Below are 17,462 nucleotides of genomic sequence, written 5' to 3'. Positions count from 1 at the left end.
TCGGAAGGAACGCCATGATCTCCACCCTCCAGTCCCGCATGCTCCGCGGGGCGGACGGTGACCCCGCTCCCCGTCTGGCCTTCGGCGCCGACTACAACCCCGAGCAGTGGCCCCGGGACGTATGGGACGAGGACATCCGGCTGATGCGGGAGGCCGGCGTCACCGTCGTCTCCGTGGGGATCTTCTCCTGGGCACGCATCCAACCGGACGCGGACACCTGGGACTTCGGCTGGCTCGACGAGGTCATGGACCTGCTGCACGCCGGCGGCATCGGCGTCGACCTCGCCACCGCGACCGCCTCCCCGCCGCCGTGGCTGTCCACGGCCCACCCCGAGATCCTCCCCGTCACCGCGACCGGCGAGATCCTCTCGCCCGGCGCCCGCCAGCACTGGCGGCCCACCTCCCCCGTCTTCCGCGCCCACGCGCTGCGCCTGGTCCGCGAGATCGCCACCCGGTACAAGGACCACCCGGCGCTCGTCGCCTGGCACGTCTCCAACGAGCTGGGCTGCCACAACGTCTACGACTACTCCGACGACGCGGCCCACGCCTTCCGCACCTGGCTGCGCGCCCGCTACGGAACGCTCGACGCCCTCAACCACGCCTGGGGCACGGCGTTCTGGTCGCAGCGCTACAGCGACTGGGAGCAGATCCTGCCGCCGCGGCTGGCGGCCTCGCACCCCAACCCGACCCAGCAGCTGGACTTCAAGCGCTTCTCCTCGGACGCGCTCAAGGACTACCTGATCGCCGAGCGGGACCTCCTGCGCCAGATCACGCCCGGCATCCCCGTCACCACCAACTTCATGGTGATGGGCAACACCAAGGGCATGAACTACCCCGACTGGGCCGGGGAGATCGACTTCGTCGCCAACGACCACTACGTCCACCCCGGCCCGCAGGACCGCGACGAGCTGTCCTTCTCGGCCAACCTGACCAGCGGTATCGCGCTCGGCAAGCCGTGGTTCCTGATGGAGCACTCCACCAGCGCCGTCAACTGGCAGCCGGTCAACGTGCCCAAGCGCCCCGGCGACCTCGCCCGGGACGCCCTGCTGCACGTGGCGCACGGCGCGGACGCGGTCTGCTACTTCCAGTGGCGCCAGTCCGCCGCGGGCGCCGAGAAGTACCACTCGGCGATGGTCCCGCACGCCGGCGCCGACAGCGACGTCTTCCGCGCGGTGGCCGCGCTCGGCGCCACCCTCAAGGCCCTTGCCCCGGTGGCCGGTTCGGAGCGGGAGGCGGCCTGTGTCGGCATCCTCTACGACTGGGACTCCTGGTGGGCCAGCGAGCAGGACTCGCACCCCACCGAGCTGCTCGACTACCGGCAGGAGGCGCTCGACTGGTACTCGGCGCTCCTCGCGCTGGGCATCCGCGCCGACCTGATCACCACCCGCAACGACCTCTCCCGCCACCAGGTGGTCGTGGCGCCCGTGCTGCACGTCGTCCCCGCCGAACTGGCCAAGGAGCTGACGCGCTACACCGAGCAGGGCGGCCATCTGATCACCACCTACTTCTCCGGGATCGTCGACGAGAACGACCGCGTGTGGCTCGGGGGTTACCCGGGCGCCCTGCGCGATCTGCTGGGCATCCGCATCGAGGAGTTCGCGCCGCTGCTCGCCGGAACCGGTGTGGAACTCGACGACTCCTCCACGGGCACCGTGTGGACCGACCGGATCACCGCGACCGACCCGGAGACCGAGGTCCTCGTCCGTTACGCGAGCGGCGAGCAGGCCGGACTCCCGGCGGTCACCCGCCGTGCCACGGGCACCGGTTCGGCGTCCTACGTCTCCACCCGCCTCGGTGTCGACGGGCTGACGCGGCTGCTGCCGCGGCTGCTGGAGCCGGCCGGGGTGCACAGCGAACTCCCCGCCCCACTGCGGGGATCGGTGGAGCTGACCGTGCGGCGCGGGGCCGGGGAGCGGTTCCTGTTCCTGGTCAACCGCACCGACGCGAGCGTCCCGGTGACCGGCCTCGCCGGTGACGTCCTGATCGGCACGACCGGCCAGGACGGTGCCCTCGTTCTCGGCCCCCGGGAGGTCGCCGTCCTGCGGCAGCCGGCCGGCTGATCGAAGGCACGACCCCTCGGCGCACAACTGAACACCCACGACTCCTCGGCGCGGCCCCGGCCGCGCCGAGGGCCATCCCCTCGCTCCGGCACGGTGCGAGGGGCCCACCACCGCGACCGCACCGCAGTTGGGAGCATTGATGGCACGCCGTACCCGCAACAGACGCACCTTGTCAGCCGCCGCGCTGACCGCCCTGGCCACCGGGGCCGCTCTTCTCACCGTCCCCGTCCAGGCGCACGCCGAGTCCGCCGTCACGGTGACGCCGGACCCCTCGTACGCGCACGAGGAGTTCGAGGGCTGGGGCACCAGCCTGGTCTGGTTCGCCAACGCGACCGGTGACTATCCCCCCGCCATCCGGGAGAAGCTCGCCAGGCTCCTCTTCGGGGACGACGGTCTCGCCCTCAACATCGCCCGCTACAACATAGGCGGCGGCAACGCCCCGGACGTGACGGACTATCTGCGGGCCGGCGGTGCCGTCGAGGGCTGGTGGAACGCTCCCGAGGGCACCACCCGCGAGGACACCGACTGGTGGAGCGCCGACGACAAGGCGGACTGGAACAAGGAGGCGGACGCCACGCAGCGCTGGTGGGTGGACCGCATCAAGAACGACATCGACCACTGGGAGACCTTCAGCAACTCCCCGCCCTGGTTCATGACCGTCAGCGGCTATGTCTCCGGCGGCTTCAACTCCTCGGCCGACCAGCTCAAGACCGAGTCGGTCGACGACTTCGCCGCCTATCTCGCGGGCGCGACGCGGCTGTTGGAGAAGTCCGAGGGCATCGAGGTCGACACGATCGACCCGTTCAACGAGCCCAACACGAACTACTGGGGCACCACCCTCGGCGCTAACGGCGAGCCCGTCGGCGGCCGGCAGGAGGGCGCCCACATCGGCCCGGCGCTCCAGCAGCAGGTGCTCGCCGCGCTTCCCGCGGCACTGAAGAAGGCCAAGGTCAAGGCCGACATCTCGGCGATGGACGAGACCAACCCGAGCACGTTCGCGACGAACTGGAACTCCTACTCCCAGGAGATCAAGGACGTCGTCGACCAGATGAACGTCCACACCTACGGCACCGGGCAGCGCACCACCGTCCGCGATCTGGCCAAGGCCGCCGACAAGCCGCTGTGGATGAGCGAGGTCGAGGGCGACTGGGGCGACGGGCAGAGCTTCACCGACATGCGTCCGGGCCTCGGCCTCGCCCAGCGCATCGTCGACGACCTGCGCGAACTGGAGCCCACGGCCTGGGTGTTCTGGCAGCCGGTCGAGGACTACGACAACATGAAGCCGGGCGGCGAGTCGGCGAAGGGCGGCAACTGGGGTTCCATCCAGCTCCCGTTCAGCTGCACCTCCACGGACACCCTGGAGACCTGCCCGATCTACACGAACACCAAGTTCGACACGGCGCGGAACTTCACCCACTTCATCAAGCCCGGCGACCGGCTGATCCAGGTGGACGACACCTCCAGCGCCGCCGCGGTGACGAAGGACGGCAAGGGCGCCTCGCTCGTCCACGTCAACTCCACCACGGAGGCGCGGACGGTCACCCTCGACCTGTCCAAGTTCCGCACGATCAAGCGGGACGCGACCGTCACCCCGACCGTGACCAGCGCCGACGGCAAGCTCCAGCGCCAGGCACCGGTGAGGGTCGTCGACGGCAGGGCGACGTACACGGTCCCGGCCCAGTCGGTGACGTCGTTCGCCGTCAAGGGCGTCTCCGGTGTGGCGAAGGACGCCGGCCTGTTCAGCAAGGGCCACTCCTACACGCTGACCGGTGTGCAGAGCGGCAAGGCGGTCACGGTCGCCGCGAACGGCACGAACCTGGTCATCGGCTCGGCCAACGGCACGGTCGCCCAGGAGTGGCGGCTCGACGCCCGCTACGGCAGGACCGGCAACCGCCAGCGGTACGTGTTCGCCAACCCCGCCGAGGGCGAGCGGCTCGCGGTACGGGACAACGTGCCCGTGGTGGAGCCCGACACCGGGGAGCGGGACCCGGCGACCGAGTGGATCCTGTCGTCGACCGGTGACGGCACCTGGACCCTGGTCAACGTGGCCACCGGACGACTGCTGGAAGTCGGCGGCCAGGCCACCGGCGAGGGTGCGGCGGTCACGACCTGGCAGGCCAACTCCGGTTCCAACCAGCGCTGGCGGATCACGGACGTGACGGCCTCCTAGGCCCGCCCGTACGACGTCGTGATGGACGCCGTCTGTCCGGACCCGCCCGCGAGGCGGATCCGGACAGACGGTCGACCGCTTAGAAGGTGACGTTCCAGGAGTCGATCCGGCCGGTGTCGCCGCCGGCGTTGTCGTTGACCCGGAGCTTCCAGGTGCCGCTCGCGACCTCGGAGGAGGCGTTGACGGTGTAGACCTGGCTGATGTTGTCGGTGCTGCCGCCCGAGCGGTTGTGGACCGTGTAGACGGTGCCGTCCGGGGCGATCAGGTCGACCTTCAGGTCCCCGATGTAGGTGTGCACGATGTTCACACCGACCTTGAGGGTCGCCGGGGCGTTGCCGGTCACGCCGCTGACGGTGATCGGGCTCTCCACGGTCGTGTTGTCACCGATGGCGAAGTCCGCGGTGTTCTCGAAGTACCTGCCGGGCGGCGGGGTGCTGCCGACGGCCTTGAGGGCGTCGACCTGCCCCTCGCCGAAGAACCCGTTCTTGGCCGTGGTGCCCTTGCACCGGCTGTCCGACGGGCAGGCGACGTCGTTGGCCTGGGTGGCCAGCTTGTCACGCAACTGTGCGGGCGTGATGCCGGGGTTGGTGCTGGCCAGCAGCGCCGCCACACCGGCGACATGCGGCGAGGCCATCGAAGTACCGCTCTTCGAGCCGTACTTGCCGCCCGGCAGGGTGCTGTAGACGCCGGTGGAGTCTCCGCCCGGCGCCGTGACGTCGATGACGTTCAGGCCGTAGTTGGAGTACGAGGCCTTCGCGGTGGTGCCCATCGCCGAGACCGTGACGACGCCCGGCAGCTCGGTCGGGATGTCCAGGCAGGCGTTGGTGATGGTGCGGGTGACCGGCGTCGAGTCGTTCGGACTCTCCGTGTCGGTCGTCTTGTTCGCCAGGTCGAGGTTGGAGTTGCCGGCCGCAGCGACCTGGAGCGAGCCCTTGCCCTCCGCGTACTCCTGGGCGCGCCTGACGCCCTCGATGATCGCGGCCTGGTCGACGTTGTCCGGGCAGTTGAACTGCCAAGGGTCGGTGTAGTAGCTGTTGTTGGTGACCTTGAAGCCGTGGTCACCGGCCCACATGAAGCCGCAGACGGTGTTCTCGGCGAAGAAGAGCGAGCTGCCGGGCTCGGCGATGCGCACCGAGGAGATCTTCACGCCCGGGGCCACGCCGATGACACCCTTGCCGTTCTTGGCGGCCGCGACCGTACCGGCCACGTGCGTGCCGTGGGTGCCGACGTCGCGCCAGGCACCCGTACGGGTGTCCGGCTTTCCGTACGCGCAGGACGCGGAGTCCGCGGCGTTGAAGTTCGGCGCCAGGTCCTGGTGCTGGTCGTCCACACCGGTGTCGAGGATGCCGACCTTGACGGAGGCGGAGCCGGTGGTGACGGCCCAGGCCTGGTCGGCCTTGATCTGGGTCATGTCGGCGCGGACCGGCTCGCCCGAAGGGGTCGTGGACTGGGCCGGGTTGGCGGGCAGCGCCGGGTTGTAGGCGTCCGCCGGCACGTCGGAGGTGCGGGTGGCGCCGACCTGCTGGACCCCGTTCACGCCGCGCATCGTGGCGGCGAAGGAGGCGGAAGCGGAGTGGGCGGTGATGACACCGATCGCGTCGTAGTACTGGAAGACCGTTCCGCCGTTGGCGGTCACCGCGTCGCGGACCGCCGTGGTGTCACCCGGCGCCGTGATCACCAGGTAGGCGCGGGTCCCGGCGACCCAGGCCGCGCTCTGGGAGGCGGGGGCCGCCGCGGGGGCGGGTGCGGCGGCGCCGGACGGGGAGACGGGGGCGGTGTCGGCGAGCGCGACGGGAGCCGCCAGAGTGAGCGCGGCGCCGAGGGTGGCAGCCAGCACGAGGGCACGGCGAGGTCGGCTGGATCTGTGGGGTATCAATGCGTCCTCCGAAGACCCGGTGGTCAGGCCGGGTCGTACGAAACAAGTGATGGACGCAAGATGTCATGCACGCGGCCAGTTACGGAAGTGCCTTTTGCAGCCAGGGAGTTCGTTTATCGGTGGCCGAATACCGACTATAGGCACAAGCGCGGAGAATGCGGTGGGCCGACCGAGGGAGGCGGCTGGCTCCGTCCCGCCTTCCGGGCGGCGGCGGCTCAGCCTTCCGGTACGACCGTGGGCCCCTCGACGGGGACGCCGAGCCGTTCGGCGACCGAGGTCAGGGCGGCCCCGAGCGGGAGCGTGATCCGGGTGGCGGCGAGGGCGTCGCCCCGGGTCGGGTCCCGGTTGACGATGAGTACGGGGATGTCGGCCTGAGCGGCCTGGCGGACGAAGCGGAGCCCCGACATCACCGTCAGTGAGGAACCCAGGACCACCAGCGAGGCCGCCTCCCCGACCAGCCGACGGCAGTGCTCGATCCGCCGCACGGGCACGTTCTCGCCGAAGAACACCACGTCCGGCTTCAGGACGCCCCCGCAGTCCGCACAAGGCACGACACGGAACCCGGCGACCTGTTCGTCGGTGAGGTCGGCGTCACCGTCCGGATTGAGCCCCGCCGCCACCGGCGCGAACCCCGCGTTGGCCTCCTCCAGCCGTACGGCCAGATCGGCGCGGGCGGTGACGGCGTCGCAGGACAGGCACCTGACCCGGTCCAGACCTCCGTGCAGCTCCACGACCCCCTCGCTGCCCGCAGCCTGGTGCAGACCGTCCACGTTCTGCGTGACGACCCCCGACAGCAGCCCGTGCCGGGCGAAGGAGGCCACGGCCAGATGGCCCGCATTGGGACGGGCCCGGCCGAAGGTCCGCCACCCGAGGTGCCCCCGCGCCCAGTACCGCCGCCGGGCCCGCGCGCTGGTGGTGAAGTCCTGGTACGTCATCGGGGTGTGGCGGGTCAGACTCCCGCCCTCGCCCCGGTAGGCGGGGATACCGGACTCGGTCGAGATCCCCGCGCCGCTGAGCACCAGCGCCCCGCCCGCGCCCAGCACGTCGGCCAACGGCTTCAGATCCGTGCTGCCCGGCGGCAGATCCGCGGGCGGGGTCCAGTGCAGAGTGGGACGGGTGCGCATGACTGCCAGGGTACGAAACCGACGCCGGTCCGCGACGGGACCGCGCGAGCCCGCCCTGGCCGGTCCGTGCGTGGCCCGACCGATGATTCTTCCGCGCCGCGCCGGTCTGTAAGCCGACGCCGAGTACCGACTCCCGGAAGGCTGACGCCATGCGGAAACTGACCTTCGCGATGAACCTAAGCCTGGACGGCTACGTCGCCGCCCCCGGGGGCGACCTCGGCTGGAGCATGCCGAGCGACGAGCTGTTCCAGTGGTGGTCCGACCGGGTTCACTCCACGAGCCTCGCGCTGTACGGGCGCAAGCTGTGGGAGGGCATGAGCTCGCACTGGCCGACCGCCGACCGACAGCCCGGTGCCTCACGCGCGGCGATCGAGTACGCCGGCCGCTGGCGGGACATGCCCAAGGTGGTGTTCTCCGCCACGCCCCTCACGGTCGGCTGGAACGCCCGCCTGGTCACCGGCGACGCGATCACCGAGATCACCCGGCTCAAAGCCGGCGACGGCGGCCCCATGGACATCGGCGGCGCCACACTCGCCGCGGCCGCCATGCGGGCGGGCCTGATCGACGAGTACGTGACCGTGACCCACCCGGTCCTCATCGGCGGCGGCACACCCTTCTTCACCACCCTGGACACCTGGGTCAACCTGACCCTGGCGGAAACCCGGCGGTTTCCCAACGGCGTGCTGATGACCCGGTACGAAACCCAGCCCTGAGCGCAACGCCCGCCCGTCACGAACCCCGGCCACCCGGGAATCCCGCGGCGCTCTGCCTCGCTCTGATCGAGCGGCCTTCTCGTACCTACCGAACCGGCGCGTCAGAGCCGTCAGGGGCGGTGTCGAACAGCGGGTCGAGCGGTTCGTTCTCGTAGCCGATGACGAGGCACGCAGCGGCGGCCGGTCCCCGGGCAAGCTCTGCGAGCCGGGCCAGGGCAGCCGCTTCGGAGGGCAGTTCGTCCGGGTCGAGTCCGAGCGCCCTGGCCGCGAGGTCGCGGCGCTCGTCGAGGTCGGGGATGTCCTGCCGGTACTCGTCGGCGACCGCACGGAGTTCTCGGGCCGTTCGTCCGGGAGCGTCGCGCCACCACGGTGTCACCAGGCACAGCCGGATCAGCTCCGGGAGTCCGACGGCGAGGAGTCCGGCTTCGCCGTCAAGGCTGATGTACACCACGGGGCGCTCCTCGCCGCCCTCTCCGACGAAGCAGTACGCGTCGCCCGAGCCCGCCCGCGCAAACTGCTCCAGCCGGGCCCCGGAAGCGAGCCGCACGCCGTCCTCCAGCAGGTGATCGGCCGGACTGGTCGCATCCAGGTCCGCGATACCGGCGAAGAAGGCGACCACGCGCTCGTCGCCGGCCACGAGGGGCAGCAATCCGCCGGGGCGAGCCAGTGCGCCCGCCGGCAGGTCCGATCCGTTCATTCGGCCACCGTAGCCGGGCCGTCCGACGCCGCTACGGACCGGCCACCGCCGGGAGGTCCCACTTCGCCGCAACCAGAGCCGACCCAGCCCCCCACACACACACGGACGCCACCCCCGGACACGTCCCTGCCAGCGCAATCGCGCAAAACTGACATAGCATCACCGAAATGCCCGAAGCGGCTCCGAACCTTCACTTCGCGGTGCGTGCCGCCCGGCGTGGCAGTGCAGTGCGCGGTCCTCGAAGTGGCGGACCGTCCTTCCGTGTCGGTGCGCCGGACGACGGCTGTCACTGTCTTGACTGGAACCTGTCAATGTTTCGACAATTGCCCGTACCCCCACACCCTTTGGAGGTCCGTTGACTCACGGTCCGTCCCGCCGCACCACGCTGCTGGCGGCCGCCGCCGGCGCGTTCACCCTGCCCGCCATCTGTTCCGCGCCCGCGCAAGCCGCCAACCCCCTCCCACCCGGAGGCCGTGAACTCCCCCTCGTCACGAACTCCCGCCACCCCGGCGCCATCCACGGCCCCGAAGCCGCGCACGTCGCCCACACCGAACCCCTGAACGCGACCGTGAACTGCGCCCTGGACCAGGGAGGACGCAGCTGATGGCCACGTTCGTCACCCGCTCCCAATGGGGCGCCAGGGCGCCCCTGAGCGTCAGCAACAACATCACCCCGGGCCAGGGCGGTGTGGTCGTCCATCACGTCGACGCCGTGAAGGTCGCCAAGGCCTCGCACGCCGACTGCGCCGCCCAGGTGCGCGGCATCCAGAACTTCCACATGGACTCCAACGGCTGGTCGGACATCGCCTACAGCCACCTCGCCTGCGTCCACGGCTACCTCTTCCAGGGCCGCGGCGAATACGTCCGCACCGCCGCCCAGGGCACCACCCAGGGCAACGACGACTGGTACGCCGTCTGCGCGCTGACCGGCGGCACCGCGAGCAGCTACGACACCATCACCACCGGACTCGTCGACGCGATCCGTCTCGGCGTCAACCGCCTGCGCGTGTCGGGCGGCGCCGCGCCCGCCCTCACCGGCCACCGCGACCACCACGCGACCGCCTGCCCCGGCAACCTGTACGCCAGAGTGCTCAGCGGCGAGGTCAACCCCGGCGGCGGTCCCCTCCCCCACCCCGGCGTCAACTTCCGCCAGCCGCCGACCTTCGTGCACGCCAGCGTGGCGACCTGGCAGTACCGGATGAACAGCGCGCACGGCTACGCCCTCACGGTGGACGGCCAGTACGGGCCGGGATCCGACACCGCCTGCCGCAGCTTCCAGTCGAGCAGGGGACTGACCGTGGACGGCATCGTCGGGCCGGCCACCTGGGGAGCCACGTTCGCCTAGAGCCGACGACGGCCCGCCGCCCTCCACCACGTACGCCCGCAGCCGGCGAACTCCACAAGGGGACCATCGACATGCGCCCACCTCGCGTACTGACAACCCTGGCGGCGGGCCTCGGCCTGCTCCTCGCTGCGCTCACCGCGCCGCCCGCCCACGCCCGCGCCGACGACAGCGCGACGCCGCCCCAGTGGCGCAGCTACTGGGTGGACGCCTTCAACCCGGGCATCTACACACCCACCCAGGTCACGGCGCTGGTCGAGGACGCGCTGGACCTCAACGCCAACGTCCTGATCGTGCAGACGGCCCGGCGCTACGACTGCTTCTGCAACAACGCCCTGTACCCGCGCACCGATGCCGCCATCGCCCCGGCGCCCTACGACCCGCTGGCCGAAGTGGTCCGGCAGGGGCACGCGGCGGGCCTCCAGGTGCACGCCTGGGTCAACGTCAACACCATGTGGAACAGCAGCACCCCGCCCCGCTCCCCCGACCATGTCTTCAACCAGCACGGCCCGAGCGCCACCGGAGCCGACCGCTGGCTCAACAAGAAGGCCAACGGCCAGGAACTGGTCGGCGCCAACGCCTACGTGGACCCAGGCCATCCGGCCGCCGTCGACTACATCGTCCGCGGCGTCCAGAGCATCGTGCGCAACTACGACGTGGACGGCGTCAACCTCGACTACATCCGCTACCCGGACGGCAGTTCCACCACCACCCACAGCGACTGGGGCTACAACGCCGTGTCCGTGGCCCGCTTCCAGCAGGCAACGGGCCGGACGGACGTACCCCTGCCCTCCGACGCCGCCTGGAGCGACTGGCGGCGCGGCCAGGTCACCCAACTGGTGCGCAGGATCTACCTCGGAGTCTGGGAGGTCGACCCGCGGGCCCGCCTGTCCATGGACGCGATCACCTACGGCCACGGGCCCCAGGCGGTCGGCGGCTGGCAGGCCACGCGCACGTACTCCGAGGTCCTTCAGGACTGGGCGGGATGGCTGGACGAGGGAATCATGGACACCGCGGTGACCATGAACTACAAGCGCAACTGGAATCCGGACCAGGCGCGGATGTTCTCCGAGTGGTCCGAGTTCCTGACCGACCACCAGGGCGAGCGGCAGGCCGTCAACGGACCCGCCCTCTACCTGAACGGCGTCGAGGACTCGCTCAGCCAGGTCAAGGAGGCGCTGAGCCCCAGCGCGGCGGGCAACACCGCGGCCGGCTGGAGCGGCTACTCGTACGCCACCCCCAGCAAGGACGTGGCGGCAGGCGGCCTGGAGGCCGAGCGCGCCAAGCTCGTGCAGGCGCTCACGACGGGCGAGGACGCGCCGTTCGGAGACGAGGCGGCGGTGCCCGGCATGCCGTGGAAGACGGCACCCCGGGACGGGCACGTGACCGGCAGGCTCCAGCTCCGCGGCGGCGGCCCGCTGGACCAGGTACCGGTCACCCTCACCCCGCTCACCGGCCCCGGCCCCGGCCCCGGCCCGAAGGTCACCCGGCTCAGCGACGGCTCGGGCTGGTTCGGCTTCGCCCATGTGGAACCCGGTCTGTATCTCCTCAGCCTCTCCCTGCCGGAGGGCGTCATCGGCGTCCCGAAGACCGTGGTGAGGGTGACGAAAGGCAGCATCGCCACATCGACTTTCCCGCCGTTCCTGGCCATGCCATGACGCCCGCGGCGCGCGACCGCCAAGCGTCTATCCGGTGGACCCCCTCGCACTCTTGCTCCTGCTCGTGCTCGTGCTGCCGGAGTTGCCCGTGCTGCTCCGACGGGGCTTGGCGGGGCTGTTCTTCCGTCCCGCGGTCTTGCCGGTGCCCGCGGTCTTCCCGGTGCCCGCGGGCGTCCGCGAAGACGCCGTACGGGTCGGTGCGGTGGGCCACTTGAACTCGATCTCCAGCTCGATCTCCCCATCGCCGATCTCGACCTCCACCTCACTGCGAAGGTCGTCGGGTACCCGCAGGCTCAACGTTCCGGAGCCGAGATCCAGCTGCGCCTCCCCGCCTTCCCTCAGCGCGTCCGCGAGTGCCGTGAGCTGGTCGGCCGCCTCAAGTCTTGACAGCGAACGCTTCTGCTCGAACTTGAGGTCCTTCATGAGGGTCTCCGATCCGCCCGAAAGTATGGATAACGCCCATTCTGGCGCCATGTCCGGGATCGGACATCCTCATGGTGGGGCACAGCGCCGAACGGCTCGCTCCGGACGCGTCAGCGCGGGTCAGCCGGGTCGTCCCGAGTCCACGTGAAGGCAGCCAAGACGCTGCTTCCGGGTTGAGAGTCCCGCGGGCCCGACGGCGCGTCCGCGCCATCCGGATCGCTTCCCAGCGACTCCCGGAAGGGGCCGAGCCGCAGCAGGCGCCCCACGACCCACGCGGCCGCGAAGACCGCCGTGAGAATCACCGCGGCAAGCAGCACGAGCGTCACGGTCATCACGACCCCGAGCGAGACCGTGGAGTGCGTGATTCCGGGAACATCGGCGCAGGCGCAGGCGAACACGGATGCACTCTGCCCGGTTCAGGGCCCTGGGCGCGCCGAATGATCAGTCCGTGACGAAGGCGTGCCGGTTCCGTGTCCTGCCCACGGCTTCACTCCGGGGCGATCCGAAACTCGTACTCGGGACGGTCCCACGGAACGGCGGGCGGGTTCGCCGGCGAGGTCCCGGTCCGTACCGCACCCACGCGGTGGTAGAAGTCCGCCGCGGGAGGGTGCGACACGACCTTGACGCGGTCGATCCCGGCGGCACGTGCCTCGGACCTCATGTGCGCGACGAGCATCCGCCCGATGCCCCGGCCCTGGGCCTCGTCGGCGACGAACAGCAGGTCGAGTTCCGGTGGAACGAGGACGAGCGAGTAGAACCCGAGGACCCGGCTCCCCTGCCCGTCGTCGCCCACGGCAACGAAGACGCGGTGAGCCTCGATGTAGTCGGGGCCGACACGGTAGCCCGCGACCGCCGCTGAATATCCGCCCGCGTAGGCGCCTGAACCACGCACAAGCCTCCCGAGCCGCTTGGCGTCCCGCGCGACGGCTCTCCGAATCGCGACCGGCGGGCCGGTCGGGGAAGTGCGTGAACCCATCCCCAGAGTATTTCGCACCCGGGTGACACCTCCCGCCGACGGGGGCCGCGGGCTGCGGTCGGCGGCGGCGTGGTCGTGGGAGTGCGCCGGATCCACGGGTGCGGCTCTTACCATCGGGCCATGCGTGATGAAGCGGTTACGGAGGGTTCTCTGTGGGGGCGTCGGCCCCCGGTGCTGTCTCCGCTCAGGGAGCATCTGCGCGACACCTTCTGGTTCGCCCCGGTCGCCGCCATGGCGGCCGTGTTCGTCGTCTGGGTGGTGGCGCAGGAGTGCGACGCGCTGATCGTCGAGGCGCTCAAGGAGGACGGGGCCTACGAGGAGATCGAGGAGCTGGCGCGCTTCGCGGACGACGCCAAGAGTGTGGTCAGTACCGTCAGCTCGGCGATGATGACCTTCATCGGTGTGGTCTTCAGCATCTCGCTCGTCGCGGTGCAGATGGCCAGCGGGCAGTTCACACCCCGCGTGGTGCGGCTCTTCGTCCACAGCCGGATCACCAAGGCGACCTTCGGGGTCTTCCTCGCCACCTTCGTGCTGACCCTCCTCGTCCTGACCTCGTACGACAGCACGCCGGACCCCGCCGCGCTGGTCTCCGTTCCGCTGGTGCAGTCGGTCCTCACCCTGGTCATGGTCGCGCTGAGCCTGCTGCTGTTCGTGCTGTACGTGAATGCCACCCTTCGGCTGATGCGGATCAGCCACGTCATCGCGCGGATCGCCGCCGAGTCCCTGCGGGCGGCCACCTGGGTGCCCGGACCGGACAGCGGCACGGTCCCTCTCGACTTCGGCCCGGTCACCGCCCGGGTCCTGTACGAGGGACGGGCCGGTGTCCTCCGGGACGTGCACGTCGCCCGGCTCGTCAGGGTGGCCCGGCGGCACGGGGTGGTCCTGCGCCTGATCCCCCGCGTCGGCGACTTCGTGGTCCCCGGCACTCCTGTCCTCGCCGTCCACGGCGGACCGGCGCCCCCTCGCGCGGCACTGCGCCGCGTCCTGTCGGTGGGCGTGGAGCGCACCTACCACCAGGATCTCGGGTTCGGGCTGCGCCAGCTCTCCGACATCGCGCTGCGCGCCCTGTCCGCGGGGATCAACGACCCCACCACCGCGGTCCAGGCCCTGGACCGGGTAGTCCAGCTCCTGGCCGCACTCGGCCGACGGCCCCTCGACGCCGCCCTCCACCTCGACCGGGCCGGAACCGTACGCCTGGTCCAGCCCGTGCCGACCTGGACCGCACTCGTCGACCTCGGCTTCACCGAAGTCCGCGGATGCGCCACCGGAAGCCCGCAGGTCACCCGCCGTGTCCTCGCCGGTCTCGACGACCTGCTGCTCCTGGTCCCGCCCGAACGGCGCGAGCCACTGGCGCGCCATCGCGAACTGCTCTGCCAGGCCGTCAGTTGCCAAGCACCCACCTCGGCCGACCGCTCCTTCGCGCTCCGGCCCGACCGGCAGGGAATCGGCTGAACCCCAGCGACGCGCAGCCAGGCTCAACTCCCTATGCTCCGAGGCGGCGAACTCGCGACTTCCCCGAAAGGCAGCCCCGGCATGGCGACTCCCCGCGTCCTGGTCGTTCGGAACTCACCGGGCAGCGGCATCGGACGCCTTCGGTCCTGGCTGCACGACGAGGGGTTGACCGTTGTCGAGAGGGAGGGCGCCGATGCTCCTGGCACTCCCGCCGGGTACGACGGCATCGTCCTCCTCGGCGGTGGCTTCCTGCCCGACGACGACATCCGCCATCCTTGGCTTCCGCGCGAGCGTGGTCTCGCTCGCCGGGCGGTCGAGGACGGGACTCCTCTGCTGGGCATCTGCCTGGGCGCTCAGTTGCTGGCGGCCGTCACCGGCGGCACGGTCGAGGGCGGCTTCGGTTCACCGGAGCGCGGGAGCTGTCAGGTCGGGCTGCTGCCGGAGGCGGACGGTGATCGGCTCATGCGCGGACTGCCCAGTTCGTTCCCGGTGATACAGAACCATCGGGACCAGATCACCCGTCTGCCCGAGGCCGCTGTCCGTCTCGCCGAGAGCGACGTCTGTCAGGTGCAGGCGTTCCGTGTCGGCGCGCGTGCGTGGGGTGTCCAGTTCCATCCGGAGGCCGACGCGGGCCGCCTCGCCCGGTGGGACGAGGCGGCCCTCGCGGAAGAGGGCCTGAATCGCACGGCGCTCGAAGCCGAAGCCCGGCGGGCGGAACCGGAGGCGGTCCGCGCCGCCCGGCGCCTGACCGCCAACCTCGCCGCCGTCATCCACGACTTCGCGGCCGTCCGACCCACGGCCGTCGACGGGCGCGATGGTCAAGGCCTTGGGCGCAGGTAGGCCGTCGGGGCGCCCGGACCGTCACTTCGGCGCGGGCTCCGTCGATCCCCTGCTCACGAAGTGGGCGACCGGTGACCAGCGGTCGCGGTCGGGGCGGCCGTCGATGAGGTCGAGTGCCGCCTCGGCGACGAGGGCGCCGTACTCGTGGACGTCCACGGTCATCGGGGTCAGCGGCGGGGAGGCAAGTCGGCACAGGGTGGAGTCGTCCCAGGCGATCAGTGAGAGATCGCCGGGAACCGACGCCGCGTTCGCCGGTGAGGCTGGGAAAGGAGTCCCGCAGGGTGCGGGTGTAGGGGTGTCCCGGCTGCCGATGGATCTTCCCCGCGTCCTCGTACTCGACGATCTCGCCGTGCCTGGACGTGGACTGACCCGACTGTGCGGGGCGCGGGGATGCCCCGAGGCACTGGCCGGGCCGGCCGCCGTGGCCGCCCAGGCCCGCGCCGACCTCAGACTGTCCCGCGAGGCGGGACTGACTCAGGCGCCGGGCGGGCAACGCCGCTCGGTGGCGGCGGACTTCGCCGCGGTCGCGCGGGCGGCCCACCCTGTCGTCGTACGCCTGTCGGACCGGCCGCCATCGCGCCCGCCCTGGCTCGGCCGCCATGGTCCTCCAGAGAGAACTGGTGCCGCTGCGCCGGCCGAGCCTGCCCGTCCCGGGCTCGCTGGGCGAGCAGGAACGCGAGGCGGCGGTCGTCCTGCACGCGACGGGGGAATCCGGCTGAGGCCGTTTACCGAAGCGCGGACGTGAGCACGGCGCGAGTCGCCGAAACACTCGCGCCCGGCGCGGGTAGCGTGCGGCCGGACGACGCGGTCCGACGCGCTCAGGACGGCCGCCGGTTCGCGTGCTCGTGCGCCGAAGCGTCGACCGAGCGGACAAGTGGAGCACCCCACAGCCGACGTACACGCCGTACGGGCAGGTCAGACGACCTCTCACCCCGATCCAAGCGTCCTCACAGGCAGCTCACGGCAGTTCGCGCCACGGTGGTGGGGCACACATCGCAGCGATTCATTGGAGACACTTGTGGGTCAAGTCCCCGACGCCGATCAGACACCTCAAGGCCCCGCGTACGAAGGCCGGCTCCTCGCCCGCCCGCACGACGAGGTCGTGGACCAGGGTGCCGGTTTCGATGCCAGGACCCTGCTGACCCGTCGCCGCATGCTGGGCATGGTCGGCGCCGGAGTGAGTTCCTTCGCGCTCGCCGCCTGCTCCTCGGACGATTCCAGTACGAGCGGCACGGGGTCCACACCGAGCACCTCGGCCGGCTCCGGTACCTCCGAGGGAGAGATCCCGGAGGAGACCAACGGGCCCTACCCGGCCGACGGCACCAACGACGTCAACATCCTTGAGCGGTCGGGCATCGTGCGCAGCGACATCACGTCGAGCCTCGACGGCGGAACGACCGTTGAGGGCGTACCGCTCACTCTCACATTCAACGTCACCGACATGGCCGATGACGACGCCCCCTTCGAGGGCGTGGCCGTGTACGCGTGGCAGTGCGATGCGCAGGGCCTGTACTCGATGTACTCCGAGGGCGTCGAGAACGAGACCTACCTGCGCGGTGTCCAGATCGCCGACGCCGACGGTTCGGTGACCTTCAAGACCATCGTCCCGGGCTGCTACACCGGCCGTTGGACGCACATCCACTTCGAGGTCTACCCGAGCTCCGACTCCGCGACCAACGTCAGCAGCGCCATCGCGACGTCCCAGCTCGCCTTCCCGCCCGCGATGCTCGCCAAGGTCTACGCCCTCGACACCTACTCCGGATCCACGGAGAACCTCGCCGGTGTCGGCACCAAGGTCTCCGACGACGGCATCTTCGGCGACGGTGACTGGAAGCTCCAGGTGCCCGAGGTCTCGGGCAATGTCACCGACGGCTACACCGCCGAGCTGACCTTCGGCGTGGACACCGGCACCGAGCCCACACAGGGAGGCGGCGGGGGCGGTCAGCCGCCCGGCGACGGGCAGCAGCCGGGCGGCACCCCGCCGTCCGGGGCGCCTTCCCCCGCTGCGAGCAACTGATCGCCACGCGTCGCGGCGCTTGGCGTTCGTAGGGAGCCGGACCGGGCCGGTGCGCGAGGAAGGTGGCCTCGCGCACCGGCCCGTCGGCGTTCGCGGGCCGCGGTCCCGGAGACCG

16 protein-coding genes are annotated in these 17,462 nt (G+C 71.0%); 9 read left to right on the top strand and 7 right to left on the bottom strand.

What is annotated here, in order from left to right; translation table 11 throughout:
• Window positions 1-14: 14 nt before the first annotated feature.
• Together AB0E07_RS08625 and AB0E07_RS08620 are read left to right on the top strand one after the other, a co-directional pair.
• The gene (locus AB0E07_RS08625; RefSeq protein WP_362247603.1) at window positions 15-2,060 is read left to right on the top strand and encodes a beta-galactosidase; all 2,046 of its coding nucleotides are present in this window, start codon (window positions 15-17) and stop codon (window positions 2,058-2,060) included.
• A 139-nt stretch (window positions 2,061-2,199) separates the two neighbouring features.
• On the top strand, window positions 2,200-4,230 hold the full coding sequence (locus AB0E07_RS08620) for a glycoside hydrolase (protein WP_362247602.1): 2,031 nt from the start codon (window positions 2,200-2,202) through the stop codon (window positions 4,228-4,230).
• 79 nt (window positions 4,231-4,309) lie between these two features.
• Here the strand turns inward: AB0E07_RS08620 and AB0E07_RS08615 are convergent, their stop codons facing one another.
• Window positions 4,310-6,067: a S8 family serine peptidase gene (locus AB0E07_RS08615; RefSeq protein WP_362247601.1), complete on the bottom strand. Its 1,758-nt coding sequence runs from the start codon at window positions 6,065-6,067 to the stop codon at window positions 4,310-4,312.
• 254 nt (window positions 6,068-6,321) lie between these two features.
• The gene (locus tag AB0E07_RS08610; protein ID WP_362247600.1) at window positions 6,322-7,230 is read right to left on the bottom strand and encodes an NAD-dependent protein deacetylase; all 909 of its coding nucleotides are present in this window, start codon (window positions 7,228-7,230) and stop codon (window positions 6,322-6,324) included.
• A 149-nt stretch (window positions 7,231-7,379) separates the two neighbouring features.
• Here AB0E07_RS08610 and AB0E07_RS08605 point away from each other — a divergent pair, with 149 nt between their 5' ends.
• Window positions 7,380-7,943, top strand: coding sequence for a dihydrofolate reductase family protein (locus AB0E07_RS08605; protein WP_362247599.1), 564 nt, complete (start codon window positions 7,380-7,382; stop codon window positions 7,941-7,943).
• An 85-nt stretch (window positions 7,944-8,028) separates the two neighbouring features.
• Here the strand turns inward: AB0E07_RS08605 and AB0E07_RS08600 are convergent, their stop codons facing one another.
• On the bottom strand, window positions 8,029-8,640 hold the full coding sequence (locus tag AB0E07_RS08600) for a hypothetical protein (protein ID WP_362247598.1): 612 nt from the start codon (window positions 8,638-8,640) through the stop codon (window positions 8,029-8,031).
• Window positions 8,641-8,995: 355 nt separating this feature from the next.
• Here AB0E07_RS08600 and AB0E07_RS08595 point away from each other — a divergent pair, with 355 nt between their 5' ends.
• From AB0E07_RS08595 to AB0E07_RS08585, 3 genes are all read left to right on the top strand, one after another.
• Window positions 8,996-9,244 carry a hypothetical protein gene (locus tag AB0E07_RS08595; RefSeq protein WP_362247597.1) on the top strand — a complete coding sequence of 83 codons (249 nt, stop codon included), beginning with the start codon at window positions 8,996-8,998 and terminating at the stop codon, window positions 9,242-9,244.
• Complete coding sequence (locus tag AB0E07_RS08590) at window positions 9,244-9,984, top strand: peptidoglycan-binding domain-containing protein (RefSeq protein WP_362247596.1); 741 nt, start codon at window positions 9,244-9,246, stop codon at window positions 9,982-9,984. The genes AB0E07_RS08595 and AB0E07_RS08590 overlap by 1 nt, the downstream gene beginning before the upstream one ends.
• 71 nt (window positions 9,985-10,055) lie before the next feature.
• A complete protein-coding gene (locus tag AB0E07_RS08585) occupies window positions 10,056-11,639 on the top strand; it encodes a family 10 glycosylhydrolase (RefSeq protein WP_362247595.1) in 1,584 nt (527 codons plus the stop codon).
• A 27-nt stretch (window positions 11,640-11,666) separates the two neighbouring features.
• Here AB0E07_RS08585 and AB0E07_RS08580 read toward each other — a convergent pair whose 3' ends face one another.
• From AB0E07_RS08580 to AB0E07_RS08570, 3 genes are all read right to left on the bottom strand, one after another.
• Window positions 11,667-12,062, bottom strand: coding sequence for an amphi-Trp domain-containing protein (locus tag AB0E07_RS08580; protein WP_362247594.1), 396 nt, complete (start codon window positions 12,060-12,062; stop codon window positions 11,667-11,669).
• 110 nt (window positions 12,063-12,172) lie between these two features.
• Window positions 12,173-12,460: a hypothetical protein gene (locus AB0E07_RS08575; RefSeq protein ID WP_362247593.1), complete on the bottom strand. Its 288-nt coding sequence runs from the start codon at window positions 12,458-12,460 to the stop codon at window positions 12,173-12,175.
• Window positions 12,461-12,549: 89 nt separating this feature from the next.
• Window positions 12,550-13,038 (bottom strand): GNAT family N-acetyltransferase, encoded by a 489-nt coding sequence (locus tag AB0E07_RS08570; protein WP_362247592.1) that lies wholly within the window; start codon window positions 13,036-13,038, stop codon window positions 12,550-12,552.
• Window positions 13,039-13,158: 120 nt separating this feature from the next.
• Here AB0E07_RS08570 and AB0E07_RS08565 point away from each other — a divergent pair, with 120 nt between their 5' ends.
• Both AB0E07_RS08565 and AB0E07_RS08560 read left to right on the top strand, forming a co-directional pair.
• Window positions 13,159-14,490, top strand: coding sequence for a DUF2254 domain-containing protein (locus tag AB0E07_RS08565; RefSeq protein ID WP_362247591.1), 1,332 nt, complete (start codon window positions 13,159-13,161; stop codon window positions 14,488-14,490).
• A gap of 81 nt (window positions 14,491-14,571) precedes the next feature.
• Window positions 14,572-15,330, top strand: coding sequence for a type 1 glutamine amidotransferase (locus tag AB0E07_RS08560; protein ID WP_362247590.1), 759 nt, complete (start codon window positions 14,572-14,574; stop codon window positions 15,328-15,330).
• A 21-nt stretch (window positions 15,331-15,351) separates the two neighbouring features.
• On the opposite strand, the gene AB0E07_RS08555 is transcribed toward AB0E07_RS08560, so the two are convergent.
• Window positions 15,352-15,642 (bottom strand): substrate-binding domain-containing protein, encoded by a 291-nt coding sequence (locus tag AB0E07_RS08555; RefSeq protein ID WP_362247752.1) that lies wholly within the window; start codon window positions 15,640-15,642, stop codon window positions 15,352-15,354.
• Between the two features lie 706 nt (window positions 15,643-16,348).
• Here AB0E07_RS08555 and AB0E07_RS08550 point away from each other — a divergent pair.
• The gene (locus tag AB0E07_RS08550; RefSeq protein WP_362247589.1) at window positions 16,349-17,347 is read left to right on the top strand and encodes an intradiol ring-cleavage dioxygenase; all 999 of its coding nucleotides are present in this window, start codon (window positions 16,349-16,351) and stop codon (window positions 17,345-17,347) included.
• Window positions 17,348-17,462 lie beyond the last annotated feature (115 nt).

The organism is Streptomyces sp. NPDC048002 (genome assembly GCF_040653275.1).
Lineage (GTDB): Bacteria > Actinomycetota > Actinomycetes > Streptomycetales > Streptomycetaceae > Streptomyces.
Note: the sequence above shows the minus strand (reverse complement) of the source record. Positions and strands in the feature narration are given on the sequence as shown.